At 69.8% G+C, this 16,256-nt stretch carries 14 protein-coding genes and 5 tRNA genes; 11 read left to right on the top strand and 8 right to left on the bottom strand.

Features of this window, described 5'->3' with window-relative positions:
- Positions 1-677, top strand: a 677-nt coding sequence (locus tag ACWD3E_RS33805) for an acyl-CoA carboxylase subunit beta (protein ID WP_451391336.1), incomplete at its 5' end; no start/stop codon positions are given.
- A gap of 57 nt (positions 678-734) precedes the next feature.
- The gene (locus ACWD3E_RS33800; protein WP_451354916.1) at positions 735-929 is read left to right on the top strand and encodes an acyl-CoA carboxylase subunit epsilon; all 195 of its coding nucleotides are present in this window, start codon (positions 735-737) and stop codon (positions 927-929) included.
- 158 nt (positions 930-1,087) lie between these two features.
- Here the strand turns inward: ACWD3E_RS33800 and ACWD3E_RS33795 are convergent, their stop codons facing one another.
- The 8 genes from ACWD3E_RS33795 to ACWD3E_RS33760 all read right to left on the bottom strand — a co-directional run bounded on the left by ACWD3E_RS33795 (position 1,088) and on the right by ACWD3E_RS33760 (position 11,599).
- Complete coding sequence (locus ACWD3E_RS33795) at positions 1,088-1,669, bottom strand: GTP-binding protein (protein ID WP_026248371.1); 582 nt, start codon at positions 1,667-1,669, stop codon at positions 1,088-1,090.
- Positions 1,650-2,225: a DUF742 domain-containing protein gene (locus ACWD3E_RS33790; protein WP_451354915.1), complete on the bottom strand. Its 576-nt coding sequence runs from the start codon at positions 2,223-2,225 to the stop codon at positions 1,650-1,652. The genes ACWD3E_RS33795 and ACWD3E_RS33790 overlap by 20 nt, the downstream gene beginning before the upstream one ends.
- 94 nt (positions 2,226-2,319) lie before the next feature.
- Positions 2,320-2,733 carry a roadblock/LC7 domain-containing protein gene (locus tag ACWD3E_RS33785; protein ID WP_004983065.1) on the bottom strand — a complete coding sequence of 138 codons (414 nt, stop codon included), beginning with the start codon at positions 2,731-2,733 and terminating at the stop codon, positions 2,320-2,322.
- Positions 2,734-2,743: 10 nt separating this feature from the next.
- Entirely contained in the window at positions 2,744-5,980 is a 3,237-nt protein-coding gene (locus ACWD3E_RS33780; RefSeq protein WP_451391335.1) for a sensor histidine kinase, read from the bottom strand.
- A gap of 376 nt (positions 5,981-6,356) precedes the next feature.
- Positions 6,357-6,932 carry a GTP-binding protein gene (locus tag ACWD3E_RS33775; RefSeq protein ID WP_067301226.1) on the bottom strand — a complete coding sequence of 192 codons (576 nt, stop codon included), beginning with the start codon at positions 6,930-6,932 and terminating at the stop codon, positions 6,357-6,359.
- The gene (locus tag ACWD3E_RS33770; RefSeq protein WP_369037137.1) at positions 6,913-7,311 is read right to left on the bottom strand and encodes a DUF742 domain-containing protein; all 399 of its coding nucleotides are present in this window, start codon (positions 7,309-7,311) and stop codon (positions 6,913-6,915) included. The genes ACWD3E_RS33775 and ACWD3E_RS33770 overlap by 20 nt, the downstream gene beginning before the upstream one ends.
- A 112-nt stretch (positions 7,312-7,423) precedes the next feature.
- Entirely contained in the window at positions 7,424-7,837 is a 414-nt protein-coding gene (locus ACWD3E_RS33765; RefSeq protein WP_005479910.1) for a roadblock/LC7 domain-containing protein, read from the bottom strand.
- 9 nt (positions 7,838-7,846) lie between these two features.
- Complete coding sequence (locus ACWD3E_RS33760) at positions 7,847-11,599, bottom strand: sensor histidine kinase (protein ID WP_451391334.1); 3,753 nt, start codon at positions 11,597-11,599, stop codon at positions 7,847-7,849.
- 571 nt (positions 11,600-12,170) lie between these two features.
- Here ACWD3E_RS33760 and ACWD3E_RS33755 point away from each other — a divergent pair.
- From ACWD3E_RS33755 to ACWD3E_RS33715, 9 genes are all read left to right on the top strand, one after another.
- Positions 12,171-12,359, top strand: coding sequence for a hypothetical protein (locus ACWD3E_RS33755; protein ID WP_451354911.1), 189 nt, complete (start codon positions 12,171-12,173; stop codon positions 12,357-12,359).
- Between the two features lie 159 nt (positions 12,360-12,518).
- Positions 12,519-13,304, top strand: a complete 786-nt coding sequence (locus ACWD3E_RS33750) for a fumarylacetoacetate hydrolase family protein (RefSeq protein ID WP_451391333.1) — start codon at positions 12,519-12,521, stop codon at positions 13,302-13,304.
- Entirely contained in the window at positions 13,297-14,781 is a 1,485-nt protein-coding gene (gene gltX / locus ACWD3E_RS33745) for a glutamate--tRNA ligase (RefSeq protein ID WP_451391332.1), read from the top strand. Before ACWD3E_RS33750 ends, gltX begins: the two co-directional genes overlap by 8 nt.
- Positions 14,782-14,960: 179 nt before the next feature.
- Positions 14,961-15,704, top strand: coding sequence for an HAD family hydrolase (locus tag ACWD3E_RS33740; protein WP_451391331.1), 744 nt, complete (start codon positions 14,961-14,963; stop codon positions 15,702-15,704).
- Between the two features lie 90 nt (positions 15,705-15,794).
- Positions 15,795-15,866: transfer RNA gene (locus ACWD3E_RS33735), tRNA-Gln, on the top strand.
- A gap of 21 nt (positions 15,867-15,887) precedes the next feature.
- Positions 15,888-15,960, top strand: a tRNA-Glu gene (locus ACWD3E_RS33730).
- 29 nt (positions 15,961-15,989) lie between these two features.
- Positions 15,990-16,062: transfer RNA gene (locus ACWD3E_RS33725), tRNA-Glu, on the top strand.
- 21 nt (positions 16,063-16,083) lie between these two features.
- A tRNA-Gln gene (locus ACWD3E_RS33720) sits at positions 16,084-16,155 on the top strand.
- A 28-nt stretch (positions 16,156-16,183) separates the two neighbouring features.
- A tRNA-Glu gene (locus tag ACWD3E_RS33715) sits at positions 16,184-16,256 on the top strand.

Genomic DNA, 16,256 nt, shown 5'->3' with positions numbered 1-16,256 from the left:
TCGTCGACGACGGCGAGTACCTGGAGGTCCACGAGCGCTGGGCGCGGAACATCATCTGCGCGCTGGCCCGGCTCGACGGCCAGGTCGTCGGCATCATCGCCAACCAGCCGCAGGTCCTCGCGGGCGTCCTGGACATCGAGGCGAGTGAAAAAGCTGCGCGCTTTGTCCAGATGTGTGACGCTTTCAATATCCCGATCGTCACCTTCCTGGACGTCCCGGGGTTCCTCCCCGGTGTCGACCAGGAGCACGGCGGGATCATCCGCCACGGCGCGAAGCTGCTCTACGCCTACTGCAACGCGACCGTGCCGAGGATTTCGCTGATCCTGCGCAAGGCGTACGGAGGTGCCTACATCGTCATGGACTCCCAGTCGATCGGCGCCGACCTGACCTACGCCTGGCCGACGAACGAGATCGCCGTCATGGGTGCGGAGGGTGCCGCGAACGTCATCTTCCGCCGCCAGATCGCCGATGCCCAGGACCCCGAGGCCATGCGTCAGAAGATGGTCAAGGAGTACAAGGCCGAGCTGATGCACCCCTACTACGCGGCCGAGCGCGGCCTGGTGGACGACGTGATCGACCCCGCCGAAACCCGCGAGGTGCTCGTCAAGTCCCTCGCCATGCTGCACACCAAGCACGCCGACCTGCCGTCCCGCAAGCACGGCAACCCCCCGCAGTAACCGAGCGGATCCCCCGCGGCAACCCCGCGGACCTCTCTCTCACGGAGACTGACACCCATGAGCACACCTGACATCCGCGTCGAGAAGGGCCACGCAGAGCCCGAGGAGGTCGCCGCCATCACGGCCGTCCTCCTGGCCCGCGCAGCCGCCCAGTCGGCCCCCGAGGCCCAGACCCACCGGGGCCGTGCCAAGGCCGGCTGGCGCCGTCTGGAGCGCGAGCCCGGCTTCCGGGCGCCGCACAGCTGGCACTGAGTTCCCACGCGTGACCCAAGGCCCCGCCGCTCCTCCGGGAGGGCGGGGCCTTGGCGTGCCCGCCCGCGACACTGCACTCCGGCGCCGCTCGTCTTGACGCAACTCGGCCCCTGAACCCGGCGGGTTCAGGGGCCTTGTCACGATGCTGTGCGGGCGTCCTAGCGCAGGCGGGCCATCAGGGCGTGCTCCACCAGCGTGATCAGCGCCGACTTGGCGTCCGCCCGGTGGCGGGCGTCCGTCGTGATGATCGGGGTGTCGGGGCCGATCTGCAGGGCCTCGCGCACCTCGTCCGGGTTGTACGGCTGGTTGCCGTCGAAGCCGTTGAGGGCGATGACGAACGGCAGGCCCGAGTTCTCGAAGTAGTCGACCGCGGGGAAGCAGTCGGCGAGGCGCCGGGTGTCGACCAGGACGATCGCGCCGATCGCGCCGCGCACCAGGTCGTCCCACATGAACCAGAAGCGGTCCTGGCCGGGGGTGCCGAACAGGTACAGGATCAGGTCCTGGTCCAGGGTGATGCGGCCGAAGTCCATGGCCACCGTGGTGGTGGTCTTGTCTCCGGTGTGGGTGAGGTCGTCGATGCCCGCGCTCGCGGACGTCATGACGGCCTCTGTGCGCAGCGGGTTGATCTCCGAGACGGCGCCGACGAACGTGGTCTTGCCCACGCCGAAGCCGCCCGCCACCACGATTTTCGCTGAGGTGGTGGAGCGGGAAGGACCGCCGCTAGAGCTTGCGAAGTCCACTGAGCACCCTTTCGAGCAGTGTCACGTCTGGCTGGCCACCGGCGTTCTCGTCGCCGCCGGGCTGATGGATGGCGACCAGGCCCGCCTCCGCCAAGTCGGCGACGAGAATCCTGGCCACGCCGAGGGGGATCGTCAGCAGGGCCGAGACCTCGGCCACCGACTTGATCTCCCGGCACAGGTTGCAGATCCGCTGATGCTCGGGCAGCTGGCCCTGCATCTGGTGCGGAGCGGCGGTGGTGTGCACCAGTGCCTCGATGGCGAGCTGGTACCGCGGGCGGGTCCGGCCACCGGTCATGGCGTACGGACGCACCAGGGGGTTGTTCGAGGCTGTCGCGGGCGCCGGCTCGGGGCGGCGCTGCGGCTGCACCGGCTGGATGCGGGGAGCCGGTGGCTGGTCGTACGGCGAAGGGCCCGGCCCCTGCGGGGCGTAGGGCTGCCGGTGGCTCGGGGCGGAGGGGAAGTTGTACCGGTTCGCCGAACCGTCGCCCTGGCCCTGGCCCTGGGCAGGGCCGTAGGACCAGTTACCCGAAGACGAACCGCTTGGGGGTGTTGCCACTTTCTCCTCCTCCGACTGTGCCGGGCACCCATCGCTGTGGAGCCGCGTCCCGAAACCTTAAGGCCCCGGGACGCGAATACGCACCGTACGTCTGTTAGTTGAGAAGGCTTCCCTGGAGCTCCGCACGGAGATCAGGGGTGAGGACCGTGCCCGCGCGGTCCACCAGAAGGGCCATCTCGTACCCGATGAGGCCGATGTCCGCTTCCGGGTGGGCCAGTACGGCCAGCGAGGAACCGTCGGAGATGGACATGATGAAGAGGAATCCCCGCTCCATCTCCACAACCGTCTGGTTCACGCTGCCTCCCTCGAAGATCCGGGAGGCGCCTGCCGTCAGAGACGTCAGACCGGAGGCGACGGCCGCGAGCTGATCGGCGCGGTCGCGGGGGAAGCCTTCGGACATCGCCAGAAGGAGTCCGTCGGCGGAGACCACCACCGTGTGGGACACCCCCGGGGTGTTGTCCACGAAGTTGGTGATCAACCAGTTCAGGTTCTGTGCCGCCTGGCTCATCGGGCTCACACTAACGCTCCTGGTTGTAGGTGCTGTCAGGACCACTGTGATGATTGTTAGTGGCCTGGCCGTTCGTTTCACTGCCTGCGTTGCGTCCGCGCTGGACGCCTCGACGCAGGTTGCTCAGCCTGCCCCGGACGTCCTCCGGGGCGCGGGAGACCTGTGGGCCTCCCTGAGGAGTGCTCTCCGCGGTGCCTTCGACCAGATTGGCCTTGGGTACCCGTCGCGGCAGACCGGAGGCGGTGACCCCGCCGGCCTTGGGCTTCCGCAGCTGCGAGGCCTGCTGCCAGCGCTCGTCGTTGGCCGAACGCCAGCCGCTGTCGCCGTTGTCGACCGGAGCGGGGGCCGGCGCTTCCGCCTGGACACGCGCCGCGCCGTTCGCACCGTTCGAGCCGTTGGCGCCGTTCGGGACGGCTCCGCGGCGGGGCAGCCCGGCGTCGGTCAGCTGGTGGCCGGCGGGAGAGGCCGGTTCCGGACGGTCGAAGCCTACGCGGTTTCGCTCACCCGCGTCACCGGCCTGCGGCGACTCGGTTTCGGGAGCGTACTGGGCCGGATAGCCGTTCTGGTACGCGCCCTGCTGCGGCCAGTCGTCCTGCTGGGGCCAGTCGTCCTCGCGGGACTGTTCCTGGACGGGCTCGGCGAAAGCGGGCTCGGGGTAGCCGCCGGCCGGCGGGAAACCGTCGTCGTGCCGCAGTCCGCCGTTCGGCGCGTAGTACTGCTGCTCGTCGTACGGCCTGTCGAAGCCCTCGTCGTACGAGGTGTGCTGCTGCTCCTCGTACGCCTGCTCCTGGTACGTCTGCTCCTGGTAGGCCTGCTGCGGCTGCTCCTGGTACGCCTGCTGCCCGTTGAAGAGCGGGTCGGCGTAGCCGGCGGGCTCCGCCTCCTGCTGCGGCTGCATGGGCTCGGCCGGGTCCTGGCCGTGCGACTTGCCCTCCAGGGCCGCCCGGCGCTCCTCACGCATCAGGGAGCGGCCGACGGGGTCCAGATCGCGGATGTCGTCGGGGACCTGCGTGTACTGGGTGTCGTCGAAGCCGAGTTCGGCCGCGGTGCGCATCGGCTGCGGCTGGCTGAAGTTCTCACCCTGGAACTGCTGCTCCGGGATGATCTGCGAGACCGTGAACTCCTCGCGCTCCAGCGGAGCCTCGCCGCCACCACCGTGGGTGATGACGTCCGGGAGCATGACCAGGGAGGTCGTACCGGCCTGCTCGCCCGAGGGGCGCAGCTGGACGCGGACGCCGTGCCGGTCGGACAGCCGGCCGACCACGAACAGGCCCATGCGCTGCGAGATCGCGGCGTCCACGGTCGGCGGGTTGGCCAGCTTGTGGTTGATGTCCGCGAAGTCCTCGGCGGTCAGGCCGATGCCCTTGTCGTGGATCTCGATCATGACGCGGCCGTCGGGGAGACGGGTCGCGGTCACGCGGACCTTGGTCTGCGGGGAGGAGAACGTGGTGGCGTTCTCCAGCAGCTCGGCGAGCAGGTGCACGAGGTCGGTGACCGCGCGGCCGTGGATCTCGGCCTCCGGGACGCCGGACAGCTCGATGCGCTCGTACTGCTCCACCTCGGAGGACGCGGCGCGCAGGACGTCGACCAGCGGGACCGGCTGGTCCCAGCGGCGGCCGGGCTCCTCGCCGGCGAGGACCAGGAGGTTCTCGCCGTTGCGGCGCATACGGGTGGCCAGGTGGTCCAGCTTGAAGAGGTTCTCCAGCTGGTCCGGGTCGGCCTCGTTGTTCTCCAGGTCGGTGATCAGGGTCAGCTGGCCCTCGATCAGCGACTGGTTGCGGCGCGACAGGTTCGTGAAGATCGCGTTGATGTTGCCCCGCAGCAGGGCCTGCTCGGAGGCGAGCCGGACCGCTTCGCGGTGGACCTGGTCGAAGGCGCGGGCGACTTCGCCGATCTCGTCGGTCGAGGTGATCGGGATCGGCACCACGCGGGTGTCGACCCGGCCCGGGTCGGTGCGGGAGAGCTGGTCGACCAGCATCGGCAGACGCTGCTCGGCGATGCCGAAGGCGGCGTTGCGCAGCTGGCGCATCGAACGGCTCATCTGGCGGGCGACGGAGGCGGCCAGGAGGAAGGCGAACAGCAGGGCGACGACGACCACGGCGCCGGTGGTGATCGCGGAGGTCTTCGCGTCGTCGGCGATGCTGACGGCCTCGTTCACCGCCCGGTCGGTCATGTCCGACTCGATCTGGCGGTAGGCCTTGTACCTGAGGGTGTTGGCGGCCCACCAGTTGTCACCGGTCACACCGTTCGCGGCGAGCGCCTGCCGGGTGAGCGGGGAGGTGTCCTTCAGCATGGCCAGCGCCGAGACCATGCCGGTCGGGCCGGCCGGCGGCGGGACGTACGTCGGGTCCTTCTGCTTCTGCGCCGCGGCGAGCGCCTTACCGTCCGACTCGATCTTCTTCTGCGCCTCGGCCAGCTTCGCCGCGTCGGCCTCGGTGCCACCGCCCTTGTACTCCTCGATGGCGATGCGCTCGAGGTAGGCGTACGAGGACAGGGAGACCCGCTGCGTCGCCAGATTCGGGGCGTCCGGGCCGGGCTTGACCAGCAGGTGCATGCCGATCGACCGCTCCAGCGACAGCGCCGCCTTGGTGAGCGACATCGCGTAGACGGTACGGCCGTAGGAGGTGATGTTGCCGGTGCCCAGACCGAGCTCGTTGGCGAACTCCATCAGGGGGTGGATGACCCCCACGTAGTCCTCTTCGGTCTCCACGCCGTGGAGCTTGGAGGTGAACGCGACCTGGCGCAGTGTCGGCAGCTTGGCCTGGGCCGCGCGGAAGATCTTCAGCCGGCGCTCCAGGCCCGACTTGTGCGGCATGTTCTTCGCGGCCTGGTCGAACGCGGTGGCCGCCGCGTCCGACTGCTGACGGGCATCGGCGACGGTCTGCTTGTCCTTGTTCGCCAGAAGGGGGGCCGCGCTGACGTCGCGCTCGGTCTCCAGCGCGTCGGCGTAGGTGAGGGCGGCACGGACCAGGCGGGCGGTCTGCTCGGCGTCGCGGGCTTCCTGCCAGGTGTCGATCGAGTTCTTCACCTGGAAGCCGCCCATGACGAGGCCGACCGCCACGGGTATGAGCAGGATCGCGTTCAGCCGGGTCCGCACCCGCCAGTTACGCATGGAGAAACGGCCGCCGCTGGGTGCGGGAGTGGCCGGCGCCTCCGTACCTGGCGCAGGGCTGGGCGCCGCAGCGCGCGGCGGCGGGGTGAAGTTGCCCCGCGCCGACGGCTCGGGACCGTTCTTGCTTCGCCTCACTCGACCAACAACCTCTCGGCGGTCGGCACCTACGTCGTGCCGCAGTCTCTCAGAGCCCATTCAGCCATCGACCGTTCAGTACGACATTGACCAATGGGCAGTTCAGGCATTCCAGCACGTGGACCAGCGCACTTCCAAACAGTGGAAACCCCCGTGCGGGGCTCCGGCGCGCCATAGATAAAACGGTCATAAAGAGCGAGCCCCGCCAAAAGGCGGGGCCTTTGTGAGCGCAGCGGCACCGGTCGACCGCGACGCGTGGCGACGCCACCTGATTCCTCTGCCGAAACGTTATGAACACCGGAGCCGACCGTGTCAAAGGCCACAGTCGGCTCCGTTCCGTTCACGGCAACTGCCGTATGGCAGGTCGCGTTTGCGGCTACCGCAGCCGTGCCATCAGGGCGTGCTCCACCAGCGTGATCAGCGCCGACTTGGCGTCGGCACGGTGCCGCGCGTCGGTCGTGATGATCGGGGCGTCGGGACCGATCTGCAGAGCCTCGCGCACCTCGTCGGGGGTGTAGGGCTGCTGGCCGTCGAAGCCGTTGAGGGCGATGACGAAGGGCAGACCGCTGTTCTCGAAGTAGTCCACGGCCGGGAAGCAGTCCGCGAGACGGCGCGTGTCCACGAGCACCACCGCGCCGATCGCGCCGCGCACCAGGTCGTCCCACATGAACCAGAAGCGGTCCTGGCCGGGGGTGCCGAACAGGTACAGGATCAGGTCCTGGTCCAGGGTGATGCGGCCGAAGTCCATGGCCACCGTGGTGGTGGTCTTGTCTCCGGTGTGGGTGAGGTCGTCGATGCCCGCGCTCGCGGACGTCATCACGGCCTCCGTGCGGAGCGGGTTGATCTCCGAGACGGCGCCGACGAACGTGGTCTTGCCCACGCCGAAGCCGCCCGCCACCACGATCTTCGCGGAGGTGGTCGCCCGGCCCGCGTCAGAGCTTGCGAAGTCCACTGAGCACCCTTTCGAGCAGCGTCACAGCCGGAGCGCCGCCGTTGTTCTCGTCGCCGCCCGGCTGGTGGATGGCCACCAGGCCGGCCTCGGCGAGGTCGGCCACCAGGATCCGGGCCACGCCCAGCGGCATGGCCAGCAGCGCGGAGACCTCCGCGACCGACTTGACCTCGCGGCACAGGTGGCAGATGCGCTGGTGCTCCGGGAGCAGGCCCATCAGCGCTGCCGGGTCGGCCGTGGTGCTGATCAGGGCCTCTATGGCGAGCTGGTAGCGCGGCCGGGTCCGGCCGCCGGTCATCGCGTACGGACGCACCAGCGGCTGGTCGCCCTCATCCCCGTACGGCTCAGCGTACGGATCATGAGAGGCGGTGGGCGGGGTCATGAATCCTCCGGGCGGGACAGCAAGTCGGTCGGTCGTGCCGTCTTGTCGGGGCCGGTGGGGGGATTGTGGCGGCCGGACGGTGTTTTCGTGAGGTGGGTGGTACAGGGCCTGGTCAGTGAAGCAGACTGCCCTGGAGTTCGGCGCGCAGGTCCGGGGTGAGTACCGCACCCGCGCGGTCGACGAGCAGTGCCATCTCGTAGCCGACGAGACCGATGTCGCACTCCGGGTGGGCCAGGACCGCGAGGGACGACCCGTCCGAGACGGACATGAGGAAGAGGAAGCCGCGCTCCATCTCGACGACCGTCTGCGCCACGTCGCCGCCCTCGAAGATCCGGGACGCCCCGGCCGTCAGCGAGGTCAGCCCGGACGCGACGGCCGCCAGCTGGTCGGCGCGGTCGCGGGGGAAGCCTTCGGACATGGCCAGCAGAAGGCCGTCGGCGGAGACCACCACCGTGTGGGACACCCCGGGGGTGTTGTCCACGAAGTTGGTGATCAACCAGTTCAGGTTCTGTGCCGCCTGGCTCATCGGACTCAACTAACGCTCCTGCTGGTGAGTGGGGCTCGGGAAGCTGCCGGTCTGGCCGCTGCCGGCCTGACGGCCCTGAGCGATGCCCCGACGGAGGTTGGTCAGCCGGCCGCGTACGTCGTCAGGCGCACGCGAGACCTGCGGACCCGCTTGGTTCTGCTGCTGCTGAGCCGTGCCGGGGACGAGGTTCGCCCGGGGCACGCGGCGCGGCAGGCCGGAGGTGGTGATACCGCCCGCGGCGGGCTGCCGGACACGCTCGGCCTGCCGGACGAGTTCGTCGTTCGGCGAGGTACGCCAGGTGCCGGTGTCGGTGGTGTTGCGCTGCGGCGCGGGCGCGGGGGCCTGCTGCTGCGGCTGCTGCGGGGCCTCCGGCTGCCGTTCCTGCTGGCTGCCGTGGAACCAGTTGGTCTCGAGCGTGTCGTACAGCGGGGTACGGGCATCGGGCTGAGCGCTTGCCGGCGGCAGAGCCTCCGGCTCAGGGCGGGCACGACGCTGCGGGGCCGCCGGGCGCCCGGCGCCGAAGCCGTCCCGGCCGCCCGCCTGCGGGCGCTCGAACTGGCCGGTCTGCGCGGGGCCCTGACGGCCGGGCATGGCGTGCTGCCCGGTGGAGCTGCCGTCGTAGCCGCCGTTGAAGCCGTTGTCGTAGGCCTGCGGGGCCTGCGGAGCTTGAGGGGCCTGCGGAGCCTGAGGGGCCGCGAACTGGCCCGTGCTCTGCGACGGGCTGTCCTGCCGAGTGGGCGCCGACGTGCCGAAGATGTCGGAGCGGACGAACGGGCCGGACTCCTGCTGGGCGCCGGGGTGCTGGAACTGCCCGGTGTCCTGGGGGAGTTCGGGCCGCGCGAACTGGCCGGTGCTCTGCGGGCCGTGCATGCCGTTCAGGTCCGCGCGCGGGTACTCGCCCGTGGGGGCCTGACCCTGCGGGTCGATCCGGGGTATCTGCGCGGTCGAGCCGGGACCCTGCCGGTCGTCCACGCGCGGCATGGGCGCGGTGTGCGTCGGGTCCTGCAACTCGTCGTGGCCGCGTGGGGCGTCCAGCGAGGCGCCGCTCCAGTCCGGCGTGTGCGGCTGCGCGTTGCTGCCGGGCAGCTCGGCCCGCGGACCGCCGCGCGGCGGCAGCTGGGGCTGACGGCCCTGGTCGGAGGCGTTGGCGCCGCGCTGCGGGCCACGGCCGCCGAAGGCGTCCTGCTGCGGTCCGCCCGGGTTCGCGGCCTGCAGGCCCTGCGGCGCGGCCGGAGCCTGACCGCCGAAGCCCGCACCCGCACCGGCACCGCCGGGCACCTGGCGGCCCTGCTGCTGCGCACCGGGACCGCCCTGCGGACCGCGCGGTCCGCCCGGCGTACCGGGACGCCCGCCCTGGCCCGCGCCGGGCAGCGCGGCCCGGGGACCCTGGCCGGCACCGACCTGGCCGCGCGCACCGGGACCGGCGCCGAGCCGGCCACCGCCGGAGGGGGCACCGGCGCCGAGGAGACCACCGGGGGCCGAGCCCTGGCCGCCTCCGCCGTTCGCGCGGCGGGCCGCGGCGGCACCTGCGGCGGCCTGCGCGGCGGCGGGACCGCCGGTCGGCACGGGCGCGCCGGGCTTGCCCGGGGTGGGCTTCTTGTTGCCCTGGGCGACGTCGACGGGAAGCATGACCAGCGCGGTCGTACCACCGGAGTCGGACGGGCGCAGCTGGATGCGGATGCCGTGGCGCTGCGACAGACGACCGACCACGAACAGACCCATGCGGCGGGAGACGGAGACGTCCACGGTGGGCGGCGAGGCGAGCCGCTCGTTGATCGCCGCGAGGTCCTCCGGGGAGAGACCGATACCGGTGTCGTGGATCTCGATCAGCACACGGCCGTCGGGCAGCGCGTGACCGGTGACCTTGACCTTGGTCTGCGGGGAGGAGAACGAGGTCGCGTTCTCCAGCAGCTCGGCGAGCAGGTGCACGAGGTCGTTGACGACCCGGCCGGCGACCTCGGTGGTCGGGACGGAGGCCAGTTCGATGCGCTCGTACTGCTCCACCTCGGACGCGGCGGCGCGGAGCACGTCGACCAGCGGGACCGGGCGGGTCCAGCGGCGGCCGGGCTCTTCACCGGCGAGGACGAGGAGGTTCTCGCCGTTACGGCGCATACGGGTGGCGAGGTGGTCCAGCTTGAACAGCGAGGACAGCTGGTCCGGGTCCGCCTCGCGGGACTCCAGCTCGGAGATCAGCGACAGCTGGCGCTGGATCAGACCCTGGGAGCGGCGCGAGAGGTTGGTGAACATCGCGTTGACGTTGCCCCGGAGCAGGGCCTGCTCGGCGGCGAGGCGGACCGCCTCGCGGTGCACGTCGTCGAAGGCCGCGGCCACCTGGCCGATCTCGTCCCGGGAGTGCACACCGACCGACTCGACCGAGGTGTCGACGTCCTGCGGGTCGGACTCCGACAGCTGCTTGACCAGCTCGGGCAGTCGCTCCTGGGCGACCTTGGTCGCGGTCTCCTGGAGGCGGCGCAGCGAGCGGATCATGGAGCGGGCCACCACGAAGGCGCCGACGAGCGAGATGCCGAGCACGAGCAGGATGAGCGCACCGGAGATGATCGCGTCGCTCTCGGAGGCGCTGCGCAGCTCGCGGGCCTTCTGCTCCATGTCCTCGAGCAGCGTGTGCTCGATCTTCTTCATCTGCTCGATCTTGGTCGAGCTGTCGTCCACCCAGTCGCGGTACGAGCGCGCGGGCTGGTCGTCGAGGCCGCCGGTGGTGGACAGGGAGCGCTTGGCGTACGTGTCGGCCGACTGGATTGTCGGGTTGCCCTGCTCGATCGGCTTGAGGATTTCCTCGGCGTTCTGGCTGGCGTAGACCTTACGGAAGATCGCCAGCTCGGAGCCCTCGCTCTGGTAGGCCGACCAGCCGTAGAGGCGGTCGTTCTCGGAGAGCTTGCCCTTGGTGGTGTTGGTGGAGTTCAGGGCCGCGGCGATGACGGCGCGCTGGACCGACGCGTACTCCTTGGCCGTGGAGAAGGCCGCGAGCGCGCGGGTGCGCTCGATCATCTGCGGGTTGCTGGACGCCTCGGCCATGGACTGGGAGAGGTCGATCAGCTGGGTGATCAGGCGGTGGTACGACTCGACCGTCTGCGTCGAGTTGTCCTTGGCCGTGTACGCGTGCTTGCGGATCTGCGCCAGTGTGTCCAGCTGACCGACCAGGCTGAGGACGGTGTCCCGGACGCCCTGGAGCTGGCCGTCCTTGCTGGCCGAGTTGATCTGCTCGGTGGCGTCCTCGAAGTTCTGCTTGGCCCGGTCGGTCTTGTCCCGGTAGCCCTTGATCGAGTAGTCGTTCGCCTTCAGGCCGTGCGACAGCGGACCGGCGGACTGGTCGCGCTCCTCCTGGAGCGCGGCGGCCAGCTCGGTGGCCTGCTTCGTCATGTCCGTCAGCAGCCGCATGTTGTCGAGCTGCTGGATGTCGTCCATGTTCTGGTTGATGCGCAGCGCGCCCAGCGAGGTCGCCGCGACCACGGGGAGCGCCAGCAGCGAGACCAGACGCGTGGAGATGCGCCAGTTGCGCAGGGCCAGGCGCGAGCCGGGGCCGGTGGGGCCCTGGGAGGGCTTCACGCCCGGCGTGGGGCTGCCGGACTTCGCGGTCCCCGAGGAGGCCGGGGCGCCGGAACCCCCGGCACGCTCACCGCCGTCTCCGGACGGAGCCGACTTCTGGGCGTGCTGGGGCGCGGAGCTGCCTTTCATCGGGCCAGTCCCGCCGTGCGGCTCCGGCTCCGCCGAAGCGCTGCCATCCCTCTTGAAACGTCCCTGCACTAGCGTCGCAACCTCTGGACCAGGCACCCCTTCGCGCGAACGAAGGGACACGGTGTCGGCGTCTTTGGAGAGCGCCCTGAATACGCCCCCCGGTGGTCTTGAGTGACCGGCGCTGATTCTCCCTATCTCGCCGTCACTCGGCGCTGCGTTGCGCCCTGCGCGCCGGCTCGATCCTGCGGCGGTCCGTGGAATTCCAGCACAGTGCCGGATCTCCAACAAGAGCCGTGGTCCGAGCCGTGACCTTCGTGACGGACTGTGAGGGCCGAGTTACGAGCCGTGGAGGCGGATCCTGTGCATAACGGACGTATCCCTGCGAGTCGCCGCTCGGTGTCTGGTGTCCCAGTCGCCATGATCAGGAGCGGAATGATGTCTTCAGGTAGTCAATGTCCGTTTCGCTGGGGTCGATTGCGGGCCGGAATTGACCGGTTTGACCGCGAGGTCGTGAGCAAACTCACACGCAGATCAGGGGCGGTTGGCGTCTTCGGCGGGGAATCGGATGTTTAGCCTGGCGCTTTACATGACGGGCGACTATGCCAACCCACCCCTACCCCGAGGGCACAGGACGACAACGGTGAAGACGACGATGATGTTCCGCAACATAGCCAACCCGCGGCGCACGACCCTGGCGCACCTCGCGGACGCCGACGAACTGCAGTCGCCCGAGCTGCCGGAGCACTCCGCCGACCTGCCCGCCCAGACGGCCAACCCGCGGCGCACCATCCTCATGGAGATCCCGGTCCAGAGCCTGGCTGGAGAGTAACCGAGCGGGCCGTAGACGCGCGCGGCGCGGCCGGGAAGATCACCCATTCGTGACGATCTTCCCGGCCGCGCTCGCGTTTACTCACCGCGCTTCCGTCTTTGCGACCGGTTAACCTGGGGCGTCAGTACGCCGGTTCTCAGTAAGGGGCGCAAGGATCCCGTGCGCATCGCCAGGTTCTCCATCGACGGGAACGTAGCCTTCGGCGCGGTCGAGGGCGACAAGCAGGACGAACTCGTCCTCGACATCATCAAGGGCATCCCGTTCGCGGACTACGAACTGTCCGGTACGAAGGTGCCGCTGAGCAAGGTCAGGCTGCTCCCGCCGGTGCTCCCGAACAAGGTCGTGGCGTTCGGCCGCAACTACGCCGAGCACGCGCGCGAGCTGGGCAACGAGGTGCCCGAGGAGCCCTTCGCCTTCTTCAAGCCCTCCACCTCGGTGATCGGCCCCGGCGACGAGATCCAGTACCCGTCGTTCTCCGAGGAACTGCACCACGAGGCGGAGCTGGCCGTGGTCATCGGCCGCATGTGCCGCGAGGTCCCGCGCGAGCGCGTCAAGGACGTGATCTTCGGCTACACCTGCGCGAACGACGTCACCGCGCGCGACGTGCAGCGGCGCGAGAAGCAGTGGGCACGGGCCAAGGGCTTCGACACCTCCTGCCCGCTCGGCCCCTGGGTGGAGACGGACCTGAGCCTGGCCGAGGCGTCCGACCTGACCATCCAGCTCACGGTCAACGGCGAACAGCGCCAGCTGGGCCGCACGAGCGAGATGATCCACTCCATCGAGGACCTGATCGTGAACATCACGCAGGCCATGACCCTGCTGCCCGGCGACGTGATCCTCACCGGCACCCCCGCGGGGGTCGGCCCCCTGAACGTCGGCGACGAGGTCGCCGTCACCATCGAAGGCATCGGCACTCTCACCAACAAGGTTGTCAAGCGTGGCTAGCGCACCCGGCTCACCCGTACGCGTCCGTTTCTGCCCCTCGCCCACCGGTAACCCCCACGTGGGCCTGGTCCGCACCGCCCTGTTCAACTGGGCGTTCGCCCGGCACCACCAGGGCACCCTGGTCTTCCGCATCGAGGACACCGACGCGGCCCGCGACTCGGAGGAGTCGTACAACCAGCTCCTCGACGCGATGCGCTGGCTCGGCTTCGACTGGGACGAGGGCCCCGAGGTCGGCGGCCCGCACGCGCCGTACCGCCAGTCGCAGCGCATGGACATCTACGCCGACGTCGCGCAGAAGCTCCTGGACGGCGGCCACGCCTACCACTGTTACTGCTCCCAGGAGGAGCTGGACACCCGCCGCGAGGCCGCCCGCGCCGCGGGCAAGCCGTCCGGCTACGACGGCCACTGCCGCGACCTGAGCGCCGAGCAGGTCGAGGCCTACGAGGCCCAGGGCCGCGCCCCGATCGTCCGCTTCCGGATGCCCGACGAGACGATCACCTTCACGGACCTGGTCCGCGGCGAGCTGACGTTCACCCCGGAGAACGTCCCGGACTACGGCATCGTCCGCGCGAACGGCGCTCCGCTGTACACGCTGGTCAACCCGGTGGACGACGCGCTGATGGAGATCACCCACGTCCTGCGCGGCGAGGACCTGCTCTCCTCCACTCCCCGCCAGGTCGCGCTCTACAAGGCGCTGACCGAACTGGGCATCGCGAAGCAGACCCCGGCCTTCGGCCACCTGCCGTACGTGATGGGCGAGGGCAACAAGAAGCTCTCCAAGCGCGATCCGCAGGCGTCCCTCAACCTCTACCGCGAGCAGGGCTTCCTGCCCGAGGGCCTGCTCAACTACCTGTCCCTGCTGGGCTGGTCGCTCTCGGCGGACCAGGACATCTTCACCATCGACGAGATGGTCGCCGCCTTCGACATCGCGGACGTCAACCCCAACCCGGCGCGCTTCGACCTGAAGAAGTGCGAGGCGATCAACGCCGACCACATCCGCATGCTGGATGTGAAGGAGTTCACGGAGCGTTGCGCGCCCTGGCTGAAGGCCCCCTTCGCGCCCTGGGCGGCGGAGGAGTTCGACGTGGCGAAGTGGGAGGCGATCGCCCCGCACGCGCAGACCCGCCTGAAGACCCTGTCGGAGATCACCGACAACGTCGACTTCCTGTTCCTGGCCGAGCCGGTCTTCGACGAGGCTTCGTGGACGAAGGCGATGAAGGAGGGGTCCGACGCCCTCCTGCGCACGGCCCGCGAGAAGCTGGAGTCGGCGGACTGGACGTCGGCCGAGTCCCTCAAGGAGGCCGTCCTGGCCGCCGGCGAGGCCCACGGCCTCAAGCTGGGCAAGGCCCAGGCCCCGGTCCGCGTGGCCGTCACCGGCCGCACGGTCGGCCTGCCGCTGTTCGAGTCCCTGGAGATCCTGGGCAAGGACAAGACGCTGGCCCGCATCGACGCGGCGCTGGCGAAGCTCGCGGCGTAGGCACCGAGTCACCCCACAGGGGCGGCACCCGGAACTCCGGGTGCCGCCCCTGTGCGTTCGGTCACGCCGCGTCGACGCCGACGATCACGACAACGTGTTCGATACGACATCCATTCGACGCCGAACCCATCCGGGGGCAAGCCCTGGACGCCGGATGGTCGGGCAGTACCGTCGCTGTCATGACGATCAGTGCCGTTGTCTGGGACGTGGACGACACCCTTTTCGACTACACGAGCGCGGACCGGCAGGGGCTGTGCGAGTACCTCGCCGAGCAAGGGCTGCTCGCCTGGTACGGCGGGGCCGAGGAGGCGCTCGCCTGGTGGCGGGAGGTCACCGAGCAGCACTGGGCGCAGTACGCGGCGGGGGAGAACACCTTCGAGGGGCAGCGGCGCGACCGCGTGCGGTACTTCCTGGGCGAGCCGCTGAGCGACGCGGAGGCGGACGCCTGGTACGAGCGCTACCGCGGTCACTACGAGGCCGCCTGGCGGCTGTTCCCGGACGTCCTGCCCGCGCTGGACGCCCTCGCTCTCAGCCACCGGCACGCGGTGCTCTCCAACTCCAGCAGCACGGTCCAGGAGCACAAGCTGCGCGCCCTCGGCGTCCGCGACCGCTTCGAGGCCGTCCTGTGCGCGGCCGAGCTGGGTGTCTCCAAGCCGACGGCCGGTGCCTTCCTGGCGGCCTGCGAGGCGCTCGGGCTGCCCCCGCACGAGGTGGCGTACGTCGGCGATCACCCGGAGATCGACGGCCGGGGCGCCGCCGAGGCCGGGCTGCTCTCGGTGTGGATCGACCGCGGGGCGGCGTACGCGCGGGTCGGCGTGGAGGCCGGCGGGGAGGGCGTGGTGCACCGGATCACGACCCTCGCCGAACTCCCCGCGCTGGTCCGTGCGGATACCCGTTTTGGAGCCCCGTCCACCTTCAGGTAATGTTCTTCCTGCGCCGAGGGGAACGGGCCGAAAGGCCGAAGCCCCGAGGAGCAAGCTAGAACGAGGACCCCGCAGGGGCTTGAGTTCCAGTGGCCTATGGTGTAATTGGCAGCACGACTGATTCTGGTTCAGTTAGTCTTGGTTCGAGTCCAGGTAGGCCAGCTCGCAGAGCTTATCTGCAAAGCCCCCGTTGTGTAGCGGCCTAGCACGCTGCCCTCTCAAGGCAGTAGCGCCGGTTCGAATCCGGTCGGGGGTACTGATCTCGATCAACTCGAGATCGCTAGGGCCCCCGTTGTGTAGCGGCCTAGCACGCCGCCCTCTCAAGGCGGTAGCGCCGGTTCGAATCCGGTCGGGGGTACTGACTGGTCTAAACCATCATTGGTCTATGGTGTAATTGGCAGCACGACTGATTCTGGTTCAGTTAGTCTTGGTTCGAGTCCAGGTAGACCAGCTCGGACCTGCGGAAACGCAGTGTCCAGGCCCCCGTTGTGTAGCGGCCTAGCACGCCGCCCTCTCAAGGCGGTAGCGCCGGTTCGAATCCGGTCGGGGGTA

The organism is Streptomyces sp. NPDC002676 (assembly GCF_053592455.1).
Note: the sequence above shows the minus strand (reverse complement) of the source record. Positions and strands in the feature narration are given on the sequence as shown.